The organism is Novosphingobium sp. 1529 (assembly GCF_040544855.1).
GTDB classification, from domain to species: Bacteria; Pseudomonadota; Alphaproteobacteria; order Sphingomonadales; family Sphingomonadaceae; genus Novosphingobium; species Novosphingobium capsulatum.
Genome location: NZ_JBEPKW010000005.1, coordinates 178231 through 196214 on the forward strand (window position 1 = coordinate 178231; position 17984 = coordinate 196214).

The 17984-nt window shown below is 66.3% G+C and carries 17 protein-coding genes; 9 read left to right on the plus strand and 8 right to left on the minus strand.

Annotated features, from left to right (window positions below; all coding sequences use genetic code 11):
* Window positions 1-114: 114 nt before the first annotated feature.
* A complete protein-coding gene (gene glyS / locus ABIC78_RS12530) occupies window positions 115-2223 on the plus strand; it encodes a glycine--tRNA ligase subunit beta (RefSeq protein ID WP_354489995.1) in 2109 nt (702 codons plus the stop codon).
* Between the two features lie 65 nt (window positions 2224-2288).
* The gene (ppdK, locus tag ABIC78_RS12535; protein WP_354489997.1) at window positions 2289-4955 is read left to right on the plus strand and encodes a pyruvate, phosphate dikinase; all 2667 of its coding nucleotides are present in this window, start codon (window positions 2289-2291) and stop codon (window positions 4953-4955) included.
* A 127-nt stretch (window positions 4956-5082) separates the two neighbouring features.
* Here ppdK and ABIC78_RS12540 read toward each other — a convergent pair whose 3' ends face one another.
* Window positions 5083-5892 (minus strand): methyltransferase domain-containing protein, encoded by an 810-nt coding sequence (locus ABIC78_RS12540; protein ID WP_354489999.1) that lies wholly within the window; start codon window positions 5890-5892, stop codon window positions 5083-5085.
* Window positions 5893-5959: 67 nt separating this feature from the next.
* On the opposite strand from ABIC78_RS12540, the gene ABIC78_RS12545 reads away from it, so the two are divergent.
* The 3 genes from ABIC78_RS12545 (at window position 5960) to ABIC78_RS12555 (ending at window position 7979) form a co-directional block, all read left to right on the plus strand.
* Window positions 5960-6706, plus strand: a complete 747-nt coding sequence (locus ABIC78_RS12545; RefSeq protein ID WP_354490001.1) for a double zinc ribbon domain-containing protein — start codon at window positions 5960-5962, stop codon at window positions 6704-6706.
* Between the two features lie 457 nt (window positions 6707-7163).
* Entirely contained in the window at window positions 7164-7499 is a 336-nt protein-coding gene (gene hisI, locus ABIC78_RS12550; protein WP_051146288.1) for a phosphoribosyl-AMP cyclohydrolase, read from the plus strand.
* Between the two features lie 33 nt (window positions 7500-7532).
* On the plus strand, window positions 7533-7979 hold the full coding sequence (locus ABIC78_RS12555; RefSeq protein WP_354490003.1) for a MerR family transcriptional regulator: 447 nt from the start codon (window positions 7533-7535) through the stop codon (window positions 7977-7979).
* A 33-nt stretch (window positions 7980-8012) separates the two neighbouring features.
* Here the strand turns inward: ABIC78_RS12555 and ABIC78_RS12560 are convergent, their stop codons facing one another.
* From ABIC78_RS12560 to tyrS, 5 genes are all read right to left on the minus strand, one after another.
* On the minus strand, window positions 8013-8714 hold the full coding sequence (locus ABIC78_RS12560; protein ID WP_354490005.1) for a dienelactone hydrolase family protein: 702 nt from the start codon (window positions 8712-8714) through the stop codon (window positions 8013-8015).
* Window positions 8715-8720: 6 nt separating this feature from the next.
* A complete protein-coding gene (gene cysK / locus ABIC78_RS12565) occupies window positions 8721-9638 on the minus strand; it encodes a cysteine synthase A (RefSeq protein ID WP_022675767.1) in 918 nt (305 codons plus the stop codon).
* Between the two features lie 29 nt (window positions 9639-9667).
* Window positions 9668-10960, minus strand: a complete 1293-nt coding sequence (locus tag ABIC78_RS12570; RefSeq protein ID WP_354490008.1) for an MFS transporter — start codon at window positions 10958-10960, stop codon at window positions 9668-9670.
* Between the two features lie 130 nt (window positions 10961-11090).
* Window positions 11091-11429, minus strand: a complete 339-nt coding sequence (locus ABIC78_RS12575) for a PilZ domain-containing protein (RefSeq protein WP_022675765.1) — start codon at window positions 11427-11429, stop codon at window positions 11091-11093.
* Between the two features lie 110 nt (window positions 11430-11539).
* Window positions 11540-12766 (minus strand): tyrosine--tRNA ligase, encoded by a 1227-nt coding sequence (gene tyrS / locus ABIC78_RS12580; RefSeq protein ID WP_354490081.1) that lies wholly within the window; start codon window positions 12764-12766, stop codon window positions 11540-11542.
* A gap of 31 nt (window positions 12767-12797) precedes the next feature.
* Between tyrS and ABIC78_RS12585 the strand changes: the two genes are divergently transcribed.
* Complete coding sequence (locus ABIC78_RS12585; protein WP_354490010.1) at window positions 12798-13364, plus strand: DOMON-like domain-containing protein; 567 nt, start codon at window positions 12798-12800, stop codon at window positions 13362-13364.
* Complete coding sequence (locus ABIC78_RS12590) at window positions 13361-14563, plus strand: exo-beta-N-acetylmuramidase NamZ family protein (protein ID WP_354490012.1); 1203 nt, start codon at window positions 13361-13363, stop codon at window positions 14561-14563. Before ABIC78_RS12585 ends, ABIC78_RS12590 begins: the two co-directional genes overlap by 4 nt.
* On the opposite strand, the gene ABIC78_RS12595 is transcribed toward ABIC78_RS12590, so the two are convergent.
* Window positions 14557-14985 carry a GFA family protein gene (locus tag ABIC78_RS12595; protein ID WP_022675761.1) on the minus strand — a complete coding sequence of 143 codons (429 nt, stop codon included), beginning with the start codon at window positions 14983-14985 and terminating at the stop codon, window positions 14557-14559. The genes ABIC78_RS12590 and ABIC78_RS12595 overlap by 7 nt on opposite strands.
* 110 nt (window positions 14986-15095) lie before the next feature.
* On the opposite strand from ABIC78_RS12595, the gene ABIC78_RS12600 reads away from it, so the two are divergent.
* Both ABIC78_RS12600 and ABIC78_RS12605 read left to right on the plus strand, forming a co-directional pair.
* Window positions 15096-15836, plus strand: coding sequence for a glutathione S-transferase family protein (locus ABIC78_RS12600; protein ID WP_354490015.1), 741 nt, complete (start codon window positions 15096-15098; stop codon window positions 15834-15836).
* 162 nt (window positions 15837-15998) lie between these two features.
* Window positions 15999-16811, plus strand: a complete 813-nt coding sequence (locus tag ABIC78_RS12605) for a hypothetical protein (protein ID WP_354490019.1) — start codon at window positions 15999-16001, stop codon at window positions 16809-16811.
* Between the two features lie 45 nt (window positions 16812-16856).
* Here ABIC78_RS12605 and ABIC78_RS12610 read toward each other — a convergent pair whose 3' ends face one another.
* Complete coding sequence (locus tag ABIC78_RS12610) at window positions 16857-17942, minus strand: hypothetical protein (protein WP_354490021.1); 1086 nt, start codon at window positions 17940-17942, stop codon at window positions 16857-16859.
* Window positions 17943-17984 lie beyond the last annotated feature (42 nt).

The following is a 17984-nucleotide window of genomic DNA, read 5'->3' on the forward strand; positions in this document are numbered from 1 at the left end:
GGCTTCGACAAGCTCAGCCCCAACGGACCTCTGGATCGGTTCTCACACCCCGTTCGCCCTGAGCCTGTCGAAGGGCGCTGACACCACCTTGAACACACTCAAGCGAGACGCCGCATGACCGCCGATTTCCTGCTCGAACTGCGCAGCGAAGAAATCCCCGCGCGGATGCAGGCCGGCGCGCGCGCCGATCTGGAAAAGCTGTTCGTCAAGGAACTGACCGCCGCCGGGCTGACGCCGGGCGCGATCACCGTATGGTCCACCCCGCGCCGGCTGGCGCTGATCGCGCGCGATCTGCCGCTGGGCACGCAAGCCGTCAGCGAGGAAGTGAAGGGGCCGCGCGCCTCGGCCCCGCCGCAGGCACTGGAAGGCTTCCTGCGCAAGACCGGGTTGACCCGCGAGCAACTGACCGAGCGCGATGGCGTGCTGTTCGCCATCACCGAAAAGCCCGGCCGCGCGACCAAGGACGTGCTGGCGCAGGCCATCCCGGCGATCGTTCGCGCGTTTCCCTGGCCCAAGTCGCAGCGCTGGGGCGCCGCTTCGTTCAGCCCGGAATCCTTGCGCTGGGTGCGCCCGCTCTCGGGCATCATCGCAATCCTGGGCGACGAGGCGATCGACCTTGAAGTGGGCGGCATCCGCTCTGGCACGGTCACGCGTGGGCACCGTTTCCACCACCGCGGTGACATCACCATCACTGGCGCGGCCGACTATGCCGCCCGCTTGCGCGAAGCCTACGTGATCGTCGACCACGCCGAGCGAGAAGCCATCGTGCGCGACAAGGCGCGCGCCGCGGCGCAGGCCGCCGGCCTCGTGCTGGTGGACGATGAAGGCCTGGTGGTGGAAAACGCCGGCCTGACCGAATGGCCCCAGCCGCTGCTCGGCGGTTTTGACGAGGCGTTCCTCGACGTGCCGCCAGAAGTGATTCAGCTGACCGCGCGGGTCAACCAGAAGTATTTCATCTGCCGCGACGCTGCCGGCAAGCTGGCCAATGCCTTTGTCTGCACCGCCAATATCGCCGCCACCGATGGCGGCGCGGCGATCGTGGCGGGCAACCGCAAGGTGCTCGCCGCGCGCCTGTCCGACGCCCGCTTTTTCTGGGAGCAGGACAAGAAGGTTCCGCTCGCCCGCCAGGCGGAAAAGCTGGCGCGCATCACGTTCCACGAAAAGCTGGGCAGCGTGGCCGACAAGGTCGCCCGCGTGGCCGACCTGGCCGAATGGCTCGCCCGCGAAGGCGTGGTGCCCGGCGCCGATCCGGCCCTGGCGCGCCAGGCGGCGCAGCTGTGCAAGGCCGATCTCGTCACCGACATGGTTGGCGAGTTCCCCGAACTGCAGGGCCTGATGGGCGGCTATTACGCCCGCGCCGAAGGCCTGGGTGATGCCGTGGCCGACGCGATCCGCGATCACTACAAGCCGGTGGGGCAGGGTGACGATGTACCCACCGCGCCGGTTTCGGTGTGCGTCGCGTTGGCGGACAAGCTCGATACGCTGCGCAGCTTCTTTGCGATCGACGAAAAGCCGACCGGGTCGAAAGACCCCTTCGCGCTGCGCCGTGCCGCCCTGGGCATCATTCGCCTGATCACCGAGAACCATCTGCGCTTCGCCGTGGCCGAAGGTGACTTGCTCGGCTTCTTTGCCGACCGTCTCAAGGTGCAACAGCGTGAAGCCGGCGTGCGCCACGACCTGATCGATGCCGTGCTTGCCCTCGGCGGTGAAAGCGATCTCGTGCGCCTGCTGGCGCGCGTGTCGGCGCTTCAGGCGTTCGTCGGCACCGAGGATGGCGTCAACCTGCTGGCGGGCTACAAGCGCGCGGCCAATATCCTCAAGAAGGAAGCCGCCGCCACGGCCGGCGCGCAGGGCGAGGGCGTGGTGCCGCCCACTGGCGAGGAAGACCCGCTGGTGCTGGTCGACGATCCGCTATTCAAGGATATCGCGGCCGAGTTTGCCCATGGCGAAGCGGCGCTGTCCTACACCCCCGAACCGGCCGAAGCGGCGCTGATGGCGGCGCTCGCCCAGGCCGAGCCGCAGGTGGACGAGGCTGTGGCGCAAGAGGCATTCACCACCGCCATGGCTGCGCTCGCCTCGCTCCGCGCGCCGATCGACGCGTTTTTCGATGACGTTACGGTCAATGACGCAGATGCGGAAAAGCGTGCCCATCGCTTGGCCCTGCTTGACCAATTCCGTGCTGCGGTGCACAAAGTAGCGGACTTCTCGCGGATCGAGGGCTAACCGCCCTCGGTCCACTTCCTGGACCTCGCAATGACTGACCTTTGCTCAAGGAACGGACTGTAATCATGAGTGCATACGTATTCCATTTCGGCGGTGGTGCGCGTAACGACGATCCTCGGGCCAAGGACAAGACCATTACCGGGGGCAAGGGCGCCAACCTGGCCGAGATGGCGGGCATCGGCCTGCCGGTGCCGCCGGGCTTCACCATCAGCACCGAAGTGTGCACGCAATACAATTCGGCCGGCAAGCAGTTTGACGCCGACATCAAGGCCGGCGTTGCCGCCGGGCTCTCGCACATCGAAGCGGCGACCGGCCGCGTGTTCGGCGATGCGGCCAATCCGCTGCTGGTCTCGGTGCGCTCGGGCGCGCGGGTGTCGATGCCGGGCATGATGGATACCGTGCTCAACCTCGGCCTCAACGACGTGACGGTGGAAGGGCTTTCGGCCGATTCCGGCGACGCGCGCTTTGCCTGGGACAGCTATCGCCGTTTCATCCAGATGTATTCCGACGTTGTGCTGGGCGTGGACCACCATCGCTTTGAAGATGCGCTGGAAATCGCCAAGGAAGACAACGGCTATTACGCCGATGTGGAAATGAGCGCGGACAACTGGCGCAAGCTGGTGGGCGAATACAAGGCGATCGTCGAAGAGGAACTGGGCCGCCCGTTCCCGCAGGACGTGCACGAGCAGCTGTGGGGCGCGATCGGCGCGGTATTCGATAGCTGGGAAAGCGAACGCGCCAAGGTCTATCGCAAGCTCAACGACATTCCGGCCGAATGGGGCACGGCGGTCAACGTCCAGGCCATGGTGTTCGGCAACATGGGCGATACCTCGGCCACGGGCGTTGCCTTCACCCGCGATCCGGCGACCGGCGAAAAGGCCTATTACGGCGAATGGCTGGTCAACGCCCAGGGCGAAGACGTGGTGGCCGGCATCCGCACCCCGCAATATCTGACCTTGGCCGCGCGCGAGCGGGCCGGGGCCAAGCCGCTGTCGATGGAAGAGGCCATGCCGCAGGCCTACGCCGAGCTGGCCAGCGTGTTCGAGCTGCTGGAAAAGCACTACAAGGACATGCAGGACATCGAGTTCACGGTTGAAAAGAACAAGCTGTGGATGCTGCAGACCCGCTCGGGCAAGCGCACCGCCAAGGCCGCGCTCAAGATGGCGGTGGACATGGTGGGCGAGGGCCTGATCGATGAAGCCACCGCGATCGCCCGGGTCGATCCCATGGCGCTCGACCAGCTGCTCCACCCCACGCTCGATCCCAAGGCGCCGCGCGATGTGCTGGCCAAGGGACTGCCGGCCTCGCCGGGCGCGGCCAGCGGCGCGATCGTGTTCGATGCCGACACTGCCCAGGCGCGTGCCGAGCGCGGCGACAGCGTGATCCTGGTGCGCGTGGAAACCAGCCCCGAAGACATTCACGGCATGCACGCGGCCAAGGGCATCCTCACCGCGCGCGGCGGCATGACCAGCCACGCTGCGGTGGTGGCGCGCGGCATGGGCCGTCCCTGTGTGTCCGGCGCGTCGGGCCTGTCGATCGACATGGCCGCGCGCAAGGCGCGGATCGGCACCCGTGACCTGGCCGAAGGCGACGTGATCACGCTTGACGGCTCGACCGGCGAGATCATGGCCGGCGAAGTGGCGATGGTGGAACCCGAACTGGTCGGCGATTTCGCCACGCTGATGGTCTGGGCCGACAAGCACCGCCGCATGAAAGTGCGCACCAACGCGGAAACGCCGATGGATTGCCAGGTGGCGCGCCAGTTCGGCGCCGAAGGCATTGGCCTGTGCCGCACCGAGCATATGTTCTTCGAAGCCGGGCGCATTTCCGCCGTGCGCCAGATGATCCTGGCCGAAGACGAAGCCGGCCGCCGCGCCGCGCTGGCCAAGCTGCTGCCCGAACAGCGCGCTGATTTCATCGCGATCTTCGAGGTGATGGCCGGCCTGCCCGTGACGATCCGCCTGCTCGATCCGCCGCTGCACGAATTCCTGCCGCATGCCGATGCAGAGTTCGAGGAACTGGCCGAAGTGACCGGCCTGGGTGTCGACCATCTCAAGCGCCGTGCCGGGGAACTGCATGAATTCAACCCGATGCTGGGCCATCGCGGCTGCCGCCTGGGGATCACATTCCCCGAAATCTATGAGATGCAGGCCCAGGCGATCTTCGAGGCGGCGGTGGAAGTGGCCACCAAGTCTGGCGAAGCAGTCGTGCCCGAGGTGATGATCCCGCTCGTCGCCACCAAGAAGGAACTGCAGATCCTGCGCGCGCTGGTCGATCGCGTGGCCGCACAGGTCTTTGCCGACAAGGGCAAGACGCTGGATTACCTGGTCGGCACGATGATCGAGCTGCCACGCGCCGCGCTGATGGCCGGGGAAATTGCCGAGGAAGGCACGTTCTTCTCGTTCGGCACCAACGACTTGACGCAGACCACCCTGGGCGTAAGCCGCGACGATGCCGCGCGCTTCCTCAACCCCTATGTCGACCAGGGCATCTATCCGCGCGACCCGTTCGTCAGCCTGGATATCGAGGGCGTGGGCCAACTGGTGGAACTGGCGGCCGAGCGCGGCCGCCAGACCCGCCCCGATATCAAGCTGGGCATCTGCGGCGAGCACGGCGGCGATCCCGCCTCGATCGCATTCTGCGAAAAGGTCGGCCTCGATTACGTCTCGGCCAGCCCCTACCGCGTGCCGATCGCGCGCCTGGCCGCAGCGCAGGCGGCATTGAAGGCGTAAGGATCAAAGCCCCTCCACCAGCCTGCGGCTGGTCCCCCTCCCCACGCTGTGGGGAGGACCTTGGCGATCCTCCCCATGGCATGGGGAGGGGGACCGCCGCGCAGCGGTGGTGGAGGGGGCGTTCCGCCTAAAACTTCGGCGCGCGCAGCGGCTTGGCCCAGCCGCTCAGCGTCAGGATTTCGAACGTCTCGGTAACCCGCCCTTCCGCATCAGCGGCGGCGGCAAAGGCTTCTTGCGCGCGGGCCAGGGCGGCCTTGCCGAGCGGCGCGCCGGGGCGGGCGAGGCAGTTGGACAGGCCCTGGTCGCGCAAGTCCTGCACGAGCCGGGTCAGGCTGCGATAGCGTACGGCCAGGCTGCGGCTGTCGATCACCGGATCGGCAAAGCCGGCGCGTTGCAGCAATTGCCCGCCAGCGCGCACATCCACTTGCGGGTGTACGCGCGGGGCGGGCCGATCCGCGTCGGCGGCCAGCATCACGCTGCGCAGCGCCGGCAGGCTGCCGGCGGCGGTAAAGCTCACCATCGCCAGGCCATCGGGCGCCAGTGCGCGGCGCAGGTGGACCAGCGCGCCAGGCAGATCGTTCACCGTGTCGAGCGTGCCCAGCACGGCGATGAAATCAAACCCCTGGGCAAAGGGCAGCGGCGCTTCCTGGTCCACATTGATCTCACCGGGCAGGGCAGCCGGATCAGCGTGGGTGACGGCCACGCCTTGCGCGGCCAGCGCGGCGCCCAGGCTGTGGTCCACATCGCCGATAATCAGCGCGGTCTGCGGCGTGTGGCGCAGGAACGCAAGGCGATCGAGCATGTCCTCGATCATGTCATCGGCCAGGAAGCGCGCGGCATCGGGCCGCGTGGCCAGTCGGCGCATGCGGGCGCGCTGGGCCAGGCGGCGGTGGCGGGCAAAGATTTCGGGCGGGGCGGGGGGCGTGGTTTGGGCCATGCCGTGCTGCCTGCCCGCAAGCTGCGCGCTTGCCAAGCCTCTTGCGCTGGTGGAAGCATGGCCAGCGATGCTGCGCCCCGCGTTTCTTGCCCCGGTCGTTGACCTGCTGTTTCCGCCGCGCTGCCCGCTGTGCGGGGAAACCCTGGCCACGCATGGCGGGTTGTGCGCCGCGTGCTGGGCCAACCTGGAAATCCCCGGGGAGCCGAGCTGCCACTTGTGCCAGCGCCCCCTGGAAACCAGCCTGGCGCGTGATGAGGCGGCGCTGTGCGCCCCCTGCATGGCGCAGCCGCCACGGCATGATGGGATCGCTGCCGCCACGCTCTATGGCGATGCCACACGCACCCTGGTGCTGCGATTCAAGCATGGCCGCAAGGTGGGGCTGGCCGGGCTGATGGCACGCCTGATGGTGGCGCGCCTGCCGCCACTCGACGGGGAATGGCTGATCGTGCCGGTGCCGCTGCACCGCTGGCGGCTGTGGCAGCGCGGCTATAATCAGTCAGCATTGCTGGCAACGCAGATTGCGCGGGCGACCGGGCAGCGCCTGCTGGTCGATGCGCTGGTGCGGCGCAAGCGCACGCCTTCGCTCGGCGGTCTGGGTGCCAAGGCGCGCGCGCAGGCGCTGGCGGGCGCCATCGCGCCTCATCCGCGCCATGCCGCGTCTTTGCGCGGTGCGCAGGTACTGCTGGTCGATGACGTCCTAACCAGCGGCGCCACCAGCGATGCCTGCGTGCGGGCGCTGCGCCGCGCCGGCGCGGCCAAGGTCAAGATCGCCTGCTTTGCCCGCGTGCTGCGCGAGGCCGAAGGGCGGGGGTAAAAAAGGAGAGTTGATTCGCGGGCGACAGGCGCGATGCAAGCGGCATCTAACCGAAAACGCCCGGAACCTTGCGGCCCGGGCGTTTCGTGACGAAACCTTGTGATTGACGGGGCTCCCTCTCGGCCCTGACCGTAACCCCGTCGCTCAATATCTCCAGATGGCTGCGCCTTCCTAGTCAGAAGGTCGAACCAGCCCCCCGGTCCCTCGCGTGTCCCTGAACTTTGGCGCTTGCCGCGCCGCCTTTCGGCGGTTCAGATCGCGGTTCCCTCAAACCGCATGTTCTTTCTTGACGATTGCGCCGCCGGAAGGAAGGGGGACATGCGTATGCCGCCGATTTTGCCCAGGCCATGTGGTTATCGTGCAACAATGTATGCTGTGGCAGCCCGTTTGCAGAAGGGAATTACCTACCGTGTCGGTCGATAACGATTCGCTACAGCGCGAACAGGGCACCGCCTTCATGCCGCGCTTCGATTCTCACGGCCTGGTCACCGCCGTGGCGATCGATCACCGCACTGGGCAGTTGCTGATGCTGGCGCACATGGATGCCGAGGCGATCACCCGCACGCGCGAAACCGGTCTGGCGCACTTCTGGTCGCGCTCGCGCCAGAAGCAGTGGATGAAAGGCGAAACCTCGGGCCACGTGCTCAAGGTGCTCGAAATCCGCGTGGACTGTGACCAGGATGCGCTCGAACTGCGGGTCGAGCCGGTTGGCCCGGCCTGCCACACCCTGGCGCAAAGCTGCTTCTATCGCCGGATTACCCCGCAAGGGACGCTGGAGCGGATTGAGGTTTGACGTTTACGTAAGCTGCGCGGTATCGTGGCGGGCATGGACACCGTGCCCGCCTCTTCCCATACCGGCCATCTTGACCGGCCCGATGCCCTGGCCCGCGACCAGTTCACCATCACCGACCTGTCGGCCGAATTCGGCGTAACCGCGCGTGCGCTGCGGTTCTATGAGGACGAGGGCCTGATTTCGCCGACGCGGCACGGTACGGCGCGGATCTATTCCCGGCGTGATCGGGCGCGGCTGGCGTGGATCATGCGCGCCAAGAACGTGGGTTTCAGCCTGGCTGACATTCGCGAGATGATCGATCTCTACGATCTGGGCGATGGCCGTGCGCAGCAGCGCAAGGTGACGATCGCCAAGTGCCGCGAACGCATCGCTGCTCTGGTGTGCCAGCAGGCCGATATCGCCAGCACGATTGCCGAGCTGGAAGGCTTCGTCGCGCAAGTGCAGCAACTGGAAGGTGCCGAGGGCGGCGGCCCGACCTGATCGGCCCGGCCACCGCCCCGCGGCGGATGGATATCAGCTATAGATTTCGTCGAGCAGCGCGGTCAGCGCCAACCACGATTGGCGGTCGGCGCTGGCGTTATAGCCGAGGAAATCCTTGCCGCGCGCCTCGCTGTCGGGATCAGTGAACCCGTGCTTGACCCCGGCATAGGCATGGAAGTGCCAGTTGCCGCTGGCGGCATCCATTTCCTTCCAGAAATCCAATACCTGCTCGCGCGGGACGAGCGGATCGGCATCGCCGTGGCAGATCAGCAGGCGCGGCTTGATCGGGGTTTCCGCCGTGGCCGGGCGATCAGAGGTGAGCAGGCCGTGGAAGCTGGCCGCCAGCACGATCGGTGCGTCCATGCGCGCCAGTTCCAGCGCCGCCTGGCCGCCCATGCAATAGCCGATCGCCGACAGCGTTAGCCCCGGCGCCGCCTTGGCCAGCGCGTCGAGCCCGGCGGTGATGCGGGCGCGGTAGTGATCGACATCGGCACGCAGGGCATTGCCCAGCGGGAACGACGCTTCAAAGCTTTCCACCGGCTCGCCATAGAAATCGGCGACCATGGCAACAAAGCCTTGATCGGCCAGCATGCGCGCACGCTGTTCCATTCCGGCGTTGACGTTGGCGATGGTGGGCAGGATCAGGATCGCGCCGCGCGGGGCGCCTTCGGGGCGGGCAAGCCACCCCGTCAGCGCCACGTCACCATGCGCATAATCGATGCGTTCAAGGCTCAAGGCTGGTTACTCCGGAAGAAAATCGGGCACCGAGAGGTAGCGCTCGCCGGTGTCATAGTTGAAGCCGAGCACGCGGCTGCCGGCGGGCAGTTCGCGCAGCTTGGCGGCGATGGCGGCCAGCGTCGCGCCAGAGGAGATGCCGACTAGAAGGCCTTCCTCACGCGCCGAGCGGCGGGCCCATTCCTTGGCATCGGCCGGATCGACCTGGATCGCACCGTCGATTGCCTGGGTGTGCAGGTTGCCCGGAATGAACCCGGCGCCGATGCCCTGGATCGGGTGCGGCGCGGGCTGCCCCCCGGAAATGACCGGCGAGAGCGTCGGTTCCACGGCATAGGCCTTGAAATCCGGCCAGTGCTTCTTGAGTTCCTCGGCGCAGCCGGTGAGGTGTCCGCCGGTGCCAACCCCGGTGATCAGCACGTCGATCGGGCTATCGGCGAAATCGGCCAGGATTTCCTGCGCGGTGGTGCGCACGTGCACGGCCACGTTGGCAGGATTGTCGAACTGCTGGGGCATCCAGGCGCCCGGCGTTTCGGCCACCAGTTCCTTGGCGCGCTCGATCGCGCCCTTCATGCCCTTTTCGCGCGGCGTCAGATCGAACGTGGCCCCATAGGCAAGCATCAGCCGGCGCCGCTCGATCGACATCGATTCGGGCATGACGAGCACGAGCTTGTAGCCCTTGACCGCCGCCACCATGGCGAGGCCAATGCCGGTATTGCCCGAGGTCGGCTCCACGATGGTGCCGCCGGGCTTGAGGCTGCCGTCGGCTTCGGCGGCCTCGATCATGGCCAATGCGATCCTGTCCTTGATCGAGCCACCTGGATTGGTGCGCTCGCTCTTCACCCATACCTCGTGGTCGGGAAACAGGCGGGACAGGCGAACATGCGGCGTGTTGCCGATAGTGGCGAGAATGGAATCCGCTTTCATGTCGCGTGTGCTCCTTGGTGTTGAGCGGGTCAGGATTGGTATTTTGCAGCAAAGGTCCGGGCGCGGCGCAATTCGGGAAAGCCGATCGCCCAGGCCAGGGTAACGACTATCGCACCCACCCCGCCAAACACAACCGCCCCGGTTGCGCCAAGCAGGGCCGCAGCCACGCCCGATTGCATGTCACCCAGTTCGTTGGAGCAGGAAATCGCCAGGCCCGAGATGGCCGAGACGCGGCCGCGCACGGTGTCTGGCGTGTGCAATTGCACCAAGGTGGTGCGGATATAGACCGAAACCATGTCCGCCGCGCCGATCAGCACCAGTATCGCCAGCGACAGGAACAGGTTGCGCGACAGGCCAAAGCCGATTGTCGCCACGCCAAAGGCGGCGACCGCCAGCAGCATCTTGGCGCCGACCTCGCGCTCGACCGGGCGCCGCGCCAGGAATGCCGCGACCAGCGCCGCACCGAGCCCAGGCATGGCCCGCATCACGCCCAGGCCATAGGAACCCACGGAATGGCCATCGAACGTCAGGATGTCGCGGGCATAGACCGGCAGCAGCGCGGTTGCGCCGCCCAATAGCACGGCAAAAAGATCGAGCGTGATACAGCCCAGCAGAAACCGATCGTGCGCCACGAAGCGAAAGCCATCGGCGACCTGCCGAAACGGGTGCGTACGGCGATTTTCCGCTGGCGGGGGCAGGCGGCGAATGCCGAATGCGCCGAATGCGGCCAAGGCCAGCAGCGCCACCGAAACGCCATAGGGCAAGGCAGGAGAGAAGGCGAAGAGCACGCCGGCCAGCGCTGGCCCGCCCATCGAGCCGATCTGCCACGCCATGGAATTGATCGCTACCGCCCGCGGCATGAGCTTGGCCGGCACGATGTTGGGCGCGATCGATGACAGGGCCGGGCCGATGAACACGCGGCTGGTGCCATGCGCTGCGGCCATGGCAAACAGCAGCGGCAGAGACAGCGTGCCACTGGCGGTGGCGATCGTCAGCACCAGCGCGATCAGCGCGTCGAGTACCATGGTCAGCCCGGCGATCACCCGCCGGTCGAACCGATCGGCGACGACGCCGGCGACGGGCGTAAGCACGAACTGCGGCAGGAACTGCACCAGCCCCATCAGGCCAAGCTGAAACGCCGCTTCCTTGATGCCCATGCCATATTGGCCGCGCGCGACGTCATAAAGCTGGTACCCCAGCACCACGACCATGCCGGACGTGGCCAGGACGGAAAACAGGCGTGCCACCCAGAACCGCCGGAAATCGGCAATCTGGAACGGTGATGAAGGGCTATCGGGCGCCGGGGCAGGGGTGTCGGTCACGGCTTGGTCTGTGGCAGCGGCCCAGTGCTTTGCCAAGCCAACAATTGTTTGTCGTCGTTTCAGAAAATCATGATCGGCGCCAATCGCGCCGGGCCCCGATCAGCCAGCGCCCGATCAGCCCCCCGCCCGATCAGCCCTTGCCGCGCAGGCGGGTGTTGGGCTGGAGCTGTTTGATCATCTTGGCAAAATCATCGTGCCGCACGATCCGCTCGAACTGGAAGCCAGCACGGCTTTCATCGCTCCACACCAGAAACGCCTCGATCCGGCCGATCTGGGGCAGGCGGATGGTCACCCGCTCACCCCGGCCAAGGTCGAGCGTGTCGCGCACCATGAAGCCGGTCGTGGAAATATTGACGATGTTCAGCATCACGTCGCCCAGGCGGCGATGCTCCCCGATCACCGGCAGGTGAACGGGGTGGCGGGTAGACCGGCGCAGGTCGGTCACTGAAAGCTGCGCGCCGCCGGACATGGCTTCTCCTGCCGGTATGAGGGATTACAGGCGGGAAAAATACATCCAGATTGACTTAGATTTGGTTAATGGGCGGCAGCGGCCTGCCGCCGCCCTGCAACGGCAAGTCGTTAAGCGGGCTTGATTATGCCGTGCTTCTTCTTGCCGGAAGACAACCGACGCTCGGCCGAAACCGCGATAACGGCGGTATCGTCGGTGATCGCCTCGCCATCCAGCCGGGCGCCGCCGCCGGCGATCAGGCGCTTGGCCTCACCCCGGCTCGCGGCAAAGCCCAGGCCGATCAGCGCCTCGATCACGCTGATCGTGGGCTCGCCCACTTCCAGCGTCGGCAGGTTCTGGCCCAGGCCACCACCGGCAAACGTGGCCTTGGCGGTTGCCTCGGCAGCGTCGGCAGCCTCGCGCCCACGGATCAGCGCGGTCACCTCGTTGGCCAGCACCGTCTTGGCGGCGTTGATCTCGCTGCCTTGCAGCGCTTCCAGGCGGGTGATTTCATCGAGCGGAACGTCGGTGAAGATGCGCAGGAAGCGGCCCACGTCGCGATCGTCGGTATTGCGCCAGAACTGCCAGAAATCGTAGTTGGGCAGCTGTTCCTCGTTCAGCCAGACGGCGCCGTTGACCGACTTGCCCATCTTGGCGCCATCGGCGGTGGTCAGCAGCGGCGTGGTCGCGCCATAGACCTCGATCCCGTTCATGCGCCGGGTCAGCTCGATGCCGTTAACGATGTTGCCCCACTGGTCAGACCCGCCGAACTGCAGGCGGCAGCCATGGCGCAGCGCCAGCTCGCGGAAGTCATAGGCCTGGAGAATCATGTAGTTGAATTCCAGGAACGTCAGCGGCTGTTCGCGATCCAGGCGCAGCTTGACCGAATCGAACGTCAGCATGCGGTTGACGGTGAAGTGCGGCCCCACGTCACGCAGCAGGTCGATATAGCCAAGCTTCGACAGCCATTCATCGTTGTTGACCAGCGTGGCCCCGGTGGCGCTGTCGTCAAACGTCAGCAGGCGGTCGAACACCTTGCGGATCCCGGCGATGTTGCTGGCGATGATTTCTTCGGTCAGCATCTGCCGGCTGGTGTCCTTGCCCGAAGGATCGCCGATCTTGGTGGTGCCGCCGCCCATCAGCGCGATCGGCTTGTGCCCGGCCTGTTGCAGGCGGCGCAGCAGCATGACAGAGGCGAGGTTGCCGACATGGAGCGATGGCGCGGTGGCGTCATAGCCATTATAGCCCACCACGATTTCCTTGGCCGCCAGGGCATCCAGGCCCTGCGCATCGGTCAACTGGTGGATATGGCCCCGCTCGGACAGCAGGCGCAGCAGGTCGGACTTGTATTCGGTCATGGTTGCCTCGATGTGGAGCGGGGCGCCTAGCATGAAAGGACGTGCCTTGGAACCGGCGCTGCTTGTTGCCCATCCCGATCACCCGGCGCTGGCCGTGCGGCAGGTTGCGGCGCGCATCATCTCGATGGACGATCACTGGCTGTGCCTGCGCTGGCGGGTGGAGGGCACCTCGGCCCTGGTCGTCCCGCCGTTTTCCGGCCGCGCGCGCACCGATGGCCTGTGGCAGTCGACCTGCTTCGAACTGTTCCTGGGCGAAGACGATCCGGCCGCCGGCGGCGCCTATGCCGAATTCAACTTTGCCGCTTCGGAGCGCTGGGCGGCCTATGATTTCGATGGCTATCGCGAGGGTATGGCGCCGCGCCCGATCCCGCGCGAGCCGGTGATCACGCCGCGCCGTGGGCAGGATGTGCTGATTTTCGACGCGGCGCTGCCCGTTGCCGGCCTGCCGCCGCTGCCCTGGCGCATGGGGCTCAGCGCGGTTCTGGAAGAGGCCGGCGGCGTCAAATCCTATTGGGCGCTGGCCCATCCGCGCGGCAAGCCTGATTTCCACCATGCGGCTTGCTTCGCCGCGCGGGTTGAGGCACCTCACGCGCCATGAAGACCGGACTTGATCGCCTGCTGGCCGAGCCTGCGCTGCGTGCGCCGCTCGCCGGCCGCCGCGTGGCCCTGGTGGCCCATCCCGCCTCGCTTACCGATGGCCTGGTCCACGCGCTCGATGCGCTGGCCGCATGCCCTGACGTGACGCTCAGCGCCGCGTTCGGGCCGCAACACGGCCTCAAAGGCGACAAGCAGGACAACATGGTCGAATCGCCCGACTATCGCGATCCGGCCTTGGGCATTCCGGTGTTCAGCCTCTATGGCGAAGTGCGCCGGCCAACGCCCGCGATGATCGACACGGCCGATGTCTTCCTGTTCGATCTGCAGGATCTGGGCTGCCGCATCTACACGTTCGTGACCACGCTGCTCTATCTGCTGGAAGCCTGCCACGGCACCGGCAAGGCGGTGTGGGTGCTCGATCGGCCCAACCCGGCCGGGCGCCCGGTCGAAGGCACGCGGCTGGTGCCGGGCTGGGAGAGCTTTGTCGGCGCCGGGCCGATGCCGATGCGCCATGGGATGACGCTGGGCGAAATGGGCCGCTGGTTCATCGCGCACTACAACCTTGATGTGGATTACCGCGTCATCACGATGGCAGGCTGGCACCCCGATGCCGCGCCGGGCATGGGCTGGCCGCAGGACCGCATCTGGATCAACCCGAGCCCCAATGCGGCAAGCCTGGCCATGGCGCGCGCCTATGCCGGCACCGTGATGCTCGAAGGCACCACCCTTTCGGAAGGGCGCGGCACCACCCGCCCGCTCGAAGTGCTGTTCGGCGCGCCTGATGTCGATGCATTGGCCGTGAAGGCGGAAATGGCCCGGCTGGCGCCGCACTGGCTGGCCGGCACCGCAATCCGCGAATGCTGGTTCGAGCCGACGTTTCACAAGCATGTCGGCCACCTGTGCCACGGCCTGATGTTGCATCCCGAAGGCCCGTTTTACGATCACGCCGCGTTCCGCCCCTGGCGGCTTCAGGCGCTGGCGTTCAAGGCCATCCGCAACCTCACTCCCGATTATCCGCTGTGGCGCGATTTCCCCTATGAATACGTGCTCGACAAGCTGGCGATCGACGTGATCAACGGCGGCCCGGCCTTGCGCGCATGGGTCGATGACCGCGCCGCGCAGGCCGGTGATCTCGATGCCGTGGCCGACCCGGACGAGGCCAGCTGGATCGAAGAACGCGCGCCCTTCCTGCTTTATTGAGCCGGCTGGCCGGGCGCGGGCGGTTGCCCGGCAAAGCTGGCGGCGCGCTGGTCGATCTGCGCCCAGGCCGGCGCATCGTCGGTCCAGATCACCGCATCGGGTTCCAGCCCATGGCCGGGATCGAGAAAGCCCAGGCGCACCGTGCGCAGATGCATGCGACCCGATGACTGGGCCATGACCCCGGTGCCGCAGGCCGGGCAGAAAAACTGCGTCAGCGTGTTCCCCGATGGCGCCACATAGGAAAACGATCCCAGGGTTCCCGCGATGGCAACGGCCTCGGCCGGGAACACCGCATTGTTGGTGCAGCCGCCGGCAGCGGCCTGCTGGCACTGCCGGCACCAGCACTGGCGCACCGCCACCGGTTCCTGCGCAGAAATGGTGGCGCTCACCGCCCCGCAGGCACAGTGTCCGGTAAAGCTCATGCGAATTCTCCGATCGGGTATTGTTAGGTTTGCAAACAATCGTTAGGCTGCGTGGACAAGACCGGGCCGCAGCCCGGGAGAGGATAACAGGCCCGAGGATAACAGGCTCCATGCTCAAGCTCTACAGTTTCGGTCCCGCCGCCAATTCCATGAAGCCCTTGCTGACCCTGTTCGAAAAGGGGCTGCCGTTCCAGGCCAATCGGCTCGACCCGGCCAAGTTCGAGCATCATTCCGACTGGTTCAAGGCGATCAACCCGCGCGGGCAGGTTCCCGCCCTGGTCGATGGCGACAAGGTCATCACCGAAAGCACGGTGATCTGCGAATACCTGGAAGATGAATATCCCACGCAAGTTTCGCTGCGCCCGGCCGACAGCTATGGTCGCGCGCAGATGCGGGTATGGACCAAGTGGGTGGACGAATACTTCTGCTGGTGCGTCTCGACCATCGGCTGGCACCGCTATGTCGGCAAGATGGTGCAGGGCCTGTCCGACCAGGAGTTCGAGGACAAGGTCAAGGCCATCCCCGTGGTGGAGCAGCAGGTGAAATGGCGCCGCGCCCGCGAAGGCTTCCCGCAGGACCTGCTGGACGAGGAAATGCGCAAGATCGCCTTTTCGGTGCGGCGCCTGGACGATCACCTGCGCGATCATGAATGGCTGGTCCCTGAGCAATATACGCTGGCGGATATCTGCAATTTTGCGATCGCCAACGGCATGCAGTTCGGGTTTGCCGAGCTGGTCAACCGCGAGGATACGCCGCACCTGGTGCGCTGGATCGAGCAGATCAAGCAGCGTCCCGCCGTACGCACCATGTTCGACAGCGTGGAACTGGAAAACCTCGGCCCGCGCGATTGAGGTGGCTATCCTTTCCCGCGCACTGCTTTTTTTCTGGGGCGGGCGAAGGGTGGGACGCAATCGGAGGGTTTTGTCAGTGGCAGCCTTGGTATAGGGCGGCCGCTTGCAGGAGTGTCCGCGCGCATGCGCGGCGCACGGGCACCCTGCGGTGACGGAGCCTTGATGCAAGACGTGCTGCTTGCGGAAGGGGGTGGGCGCTATGGCGCAGACCCTCGCCGCCGTTCCATCTCGTTCGTGCTGGCGTTGGCCATGTCGCTGCTTTTGCTGGCGGCACTTCTCTCCGTGGGCCTTTACGAGCCACCGGCCAAGCATGAGGGGGGCACGCTCACCGCGGTCAATCTGTCCGCTGCGGCCGGTGACAAGAGCGAAAACCCCACGCCCAAGCAGCAGAAGGCCGCCCAGCAGGCCACCCATGCCACGGCCACGGCACCGGCGGCCGCCACCCCGCCGCGCGTGGTCGTGCCGACGGACAACAAGGTGGTCTGGCCTGAAGGCTTCATCCCGATGAAGCGATCAGACTTTGCCGCGTCGGACATTTCCAAGCTGACCGGCCCGGCCGGCACCGGCAGCGCGGCGCAGCAGGCCTCTGCCGGCGGTGGCGGCGGCACGGCCGGCACCGCGCCCGATGGTTCGCGCCTTTACAATGCACAGTGGTATCGCGAGCCGCGCGACGCGGAAATCGATGGCTATATGCGGCCAGGGCAGGCTTCGGGCCGCTGGGCGATCATCGCCTGCCGCACGATTGCCGATTACCATGTCGACAATTGCGAAGAGCTGGACGAGAGCCCGCGCGGTTCGGGCATGGCCCGGGTGCTGCGCCAGGCCGCCTGGCAATTCCTGGTGCGCCCGCCGCGCATCAACGGCACACCCCAGGTTGGCGCCTGGGTGCGCATCCGCTTTGATTTCATCCGTGGCAAGCGCAACGATGACGCCGGCGGCAGCGACGGCGCCAGCAGTCCCAACGCTGACGGCTGAGCCTGAAATCACCCAAGCTCGTCGATTGGGCATGGTGCGCAAGGTTCACGGATGGATCGTGATCGATTTGCCGTCCGATGTTTCGCTTTGTGGATGTTCGCGGTCGAGTGCGGCGATCGCCTGGTCTGGTGGCGGAAGGGTCGCATAGGCCGGATAGACCATGACCTTGTCGAACACTGTCAATGTGGCGCTATAGGTTAGTCGCTTGTCGAGCAGCGCGGACAAGGTGTTAGGGCCGACCGCCAGGGTGATGCCAGCGTCGCCGAGCGCGATGACGTAGCGCTGCATGTCACCCGGTGCTCGATAAACGCCGTGATCGATCGATGATGATGGATCGCGGCAAAGCGTAGCGGCATAGGGCGGCGGTTCGCTGGTGGCGTCGCCCTTGGCCTCCGCCTGGTCTGCGGCGCCTTGCGATTGGGCCAGCGCAGCCCCGAACAACGCGTCGATCAACGAATTGCTGCTCTTGCTTGGTCCGACATGCTTGGCCGGTTTGAGCGTCAGCGTATCGGTGCAGGCGATAATCGGCACGGCGGCAGGCAGCGGCTGGGCCGGGGCTGGCACGTGCAAGGCTGCGGCCGCTGCAGTCAACTGGGCGTCCAGTACCTTGGCGTTGAGCGTGGCAGAGCTCATCCGCATGGTCACCAGCCACTGCCCATAAGGAATGACCACCGCCCCGGTCGCCTGCCATTGTCCGCCTTGCACTGCCTGCACCACGCGCAGCGCGCTGGCATTTACATGGCCTGTGGGAGCAAACGCGGCAAAGCTGGGCGGCCCTGCCAGCGTACCACCGTTGCGCTGCGCGCTCATCGCCATCACCTGGCTCAATCGGTCTGCCCACAATGGCGCCTGCGGCCAGCCAGCGCGAAAGACGTAGACGGTCAGCGCGGTGCGGCTGACGTTGTCCTGATAGGAGATCGAAACATCCGCCAGGCCATGATCGCTCTGCGATACTTCCGTGCGGGTGAATGCCCCCATCGCTGCTGGCAAAACGATGCCGGTGGGGCCGTGTGTCCAGGCAGCGGCGGTATCGACCACGATCGGGCCCGCTTTGGCCGGTGCCGTGGCTTCGGCAGCCTGGCTCTCGGGCACGGCCCCTGCCAAGGCCCACCCCATTGCAATCAACCGCACGCCTGCCGCCGCCTTCATGTCTCGCCCCCCACTATGCCCGCC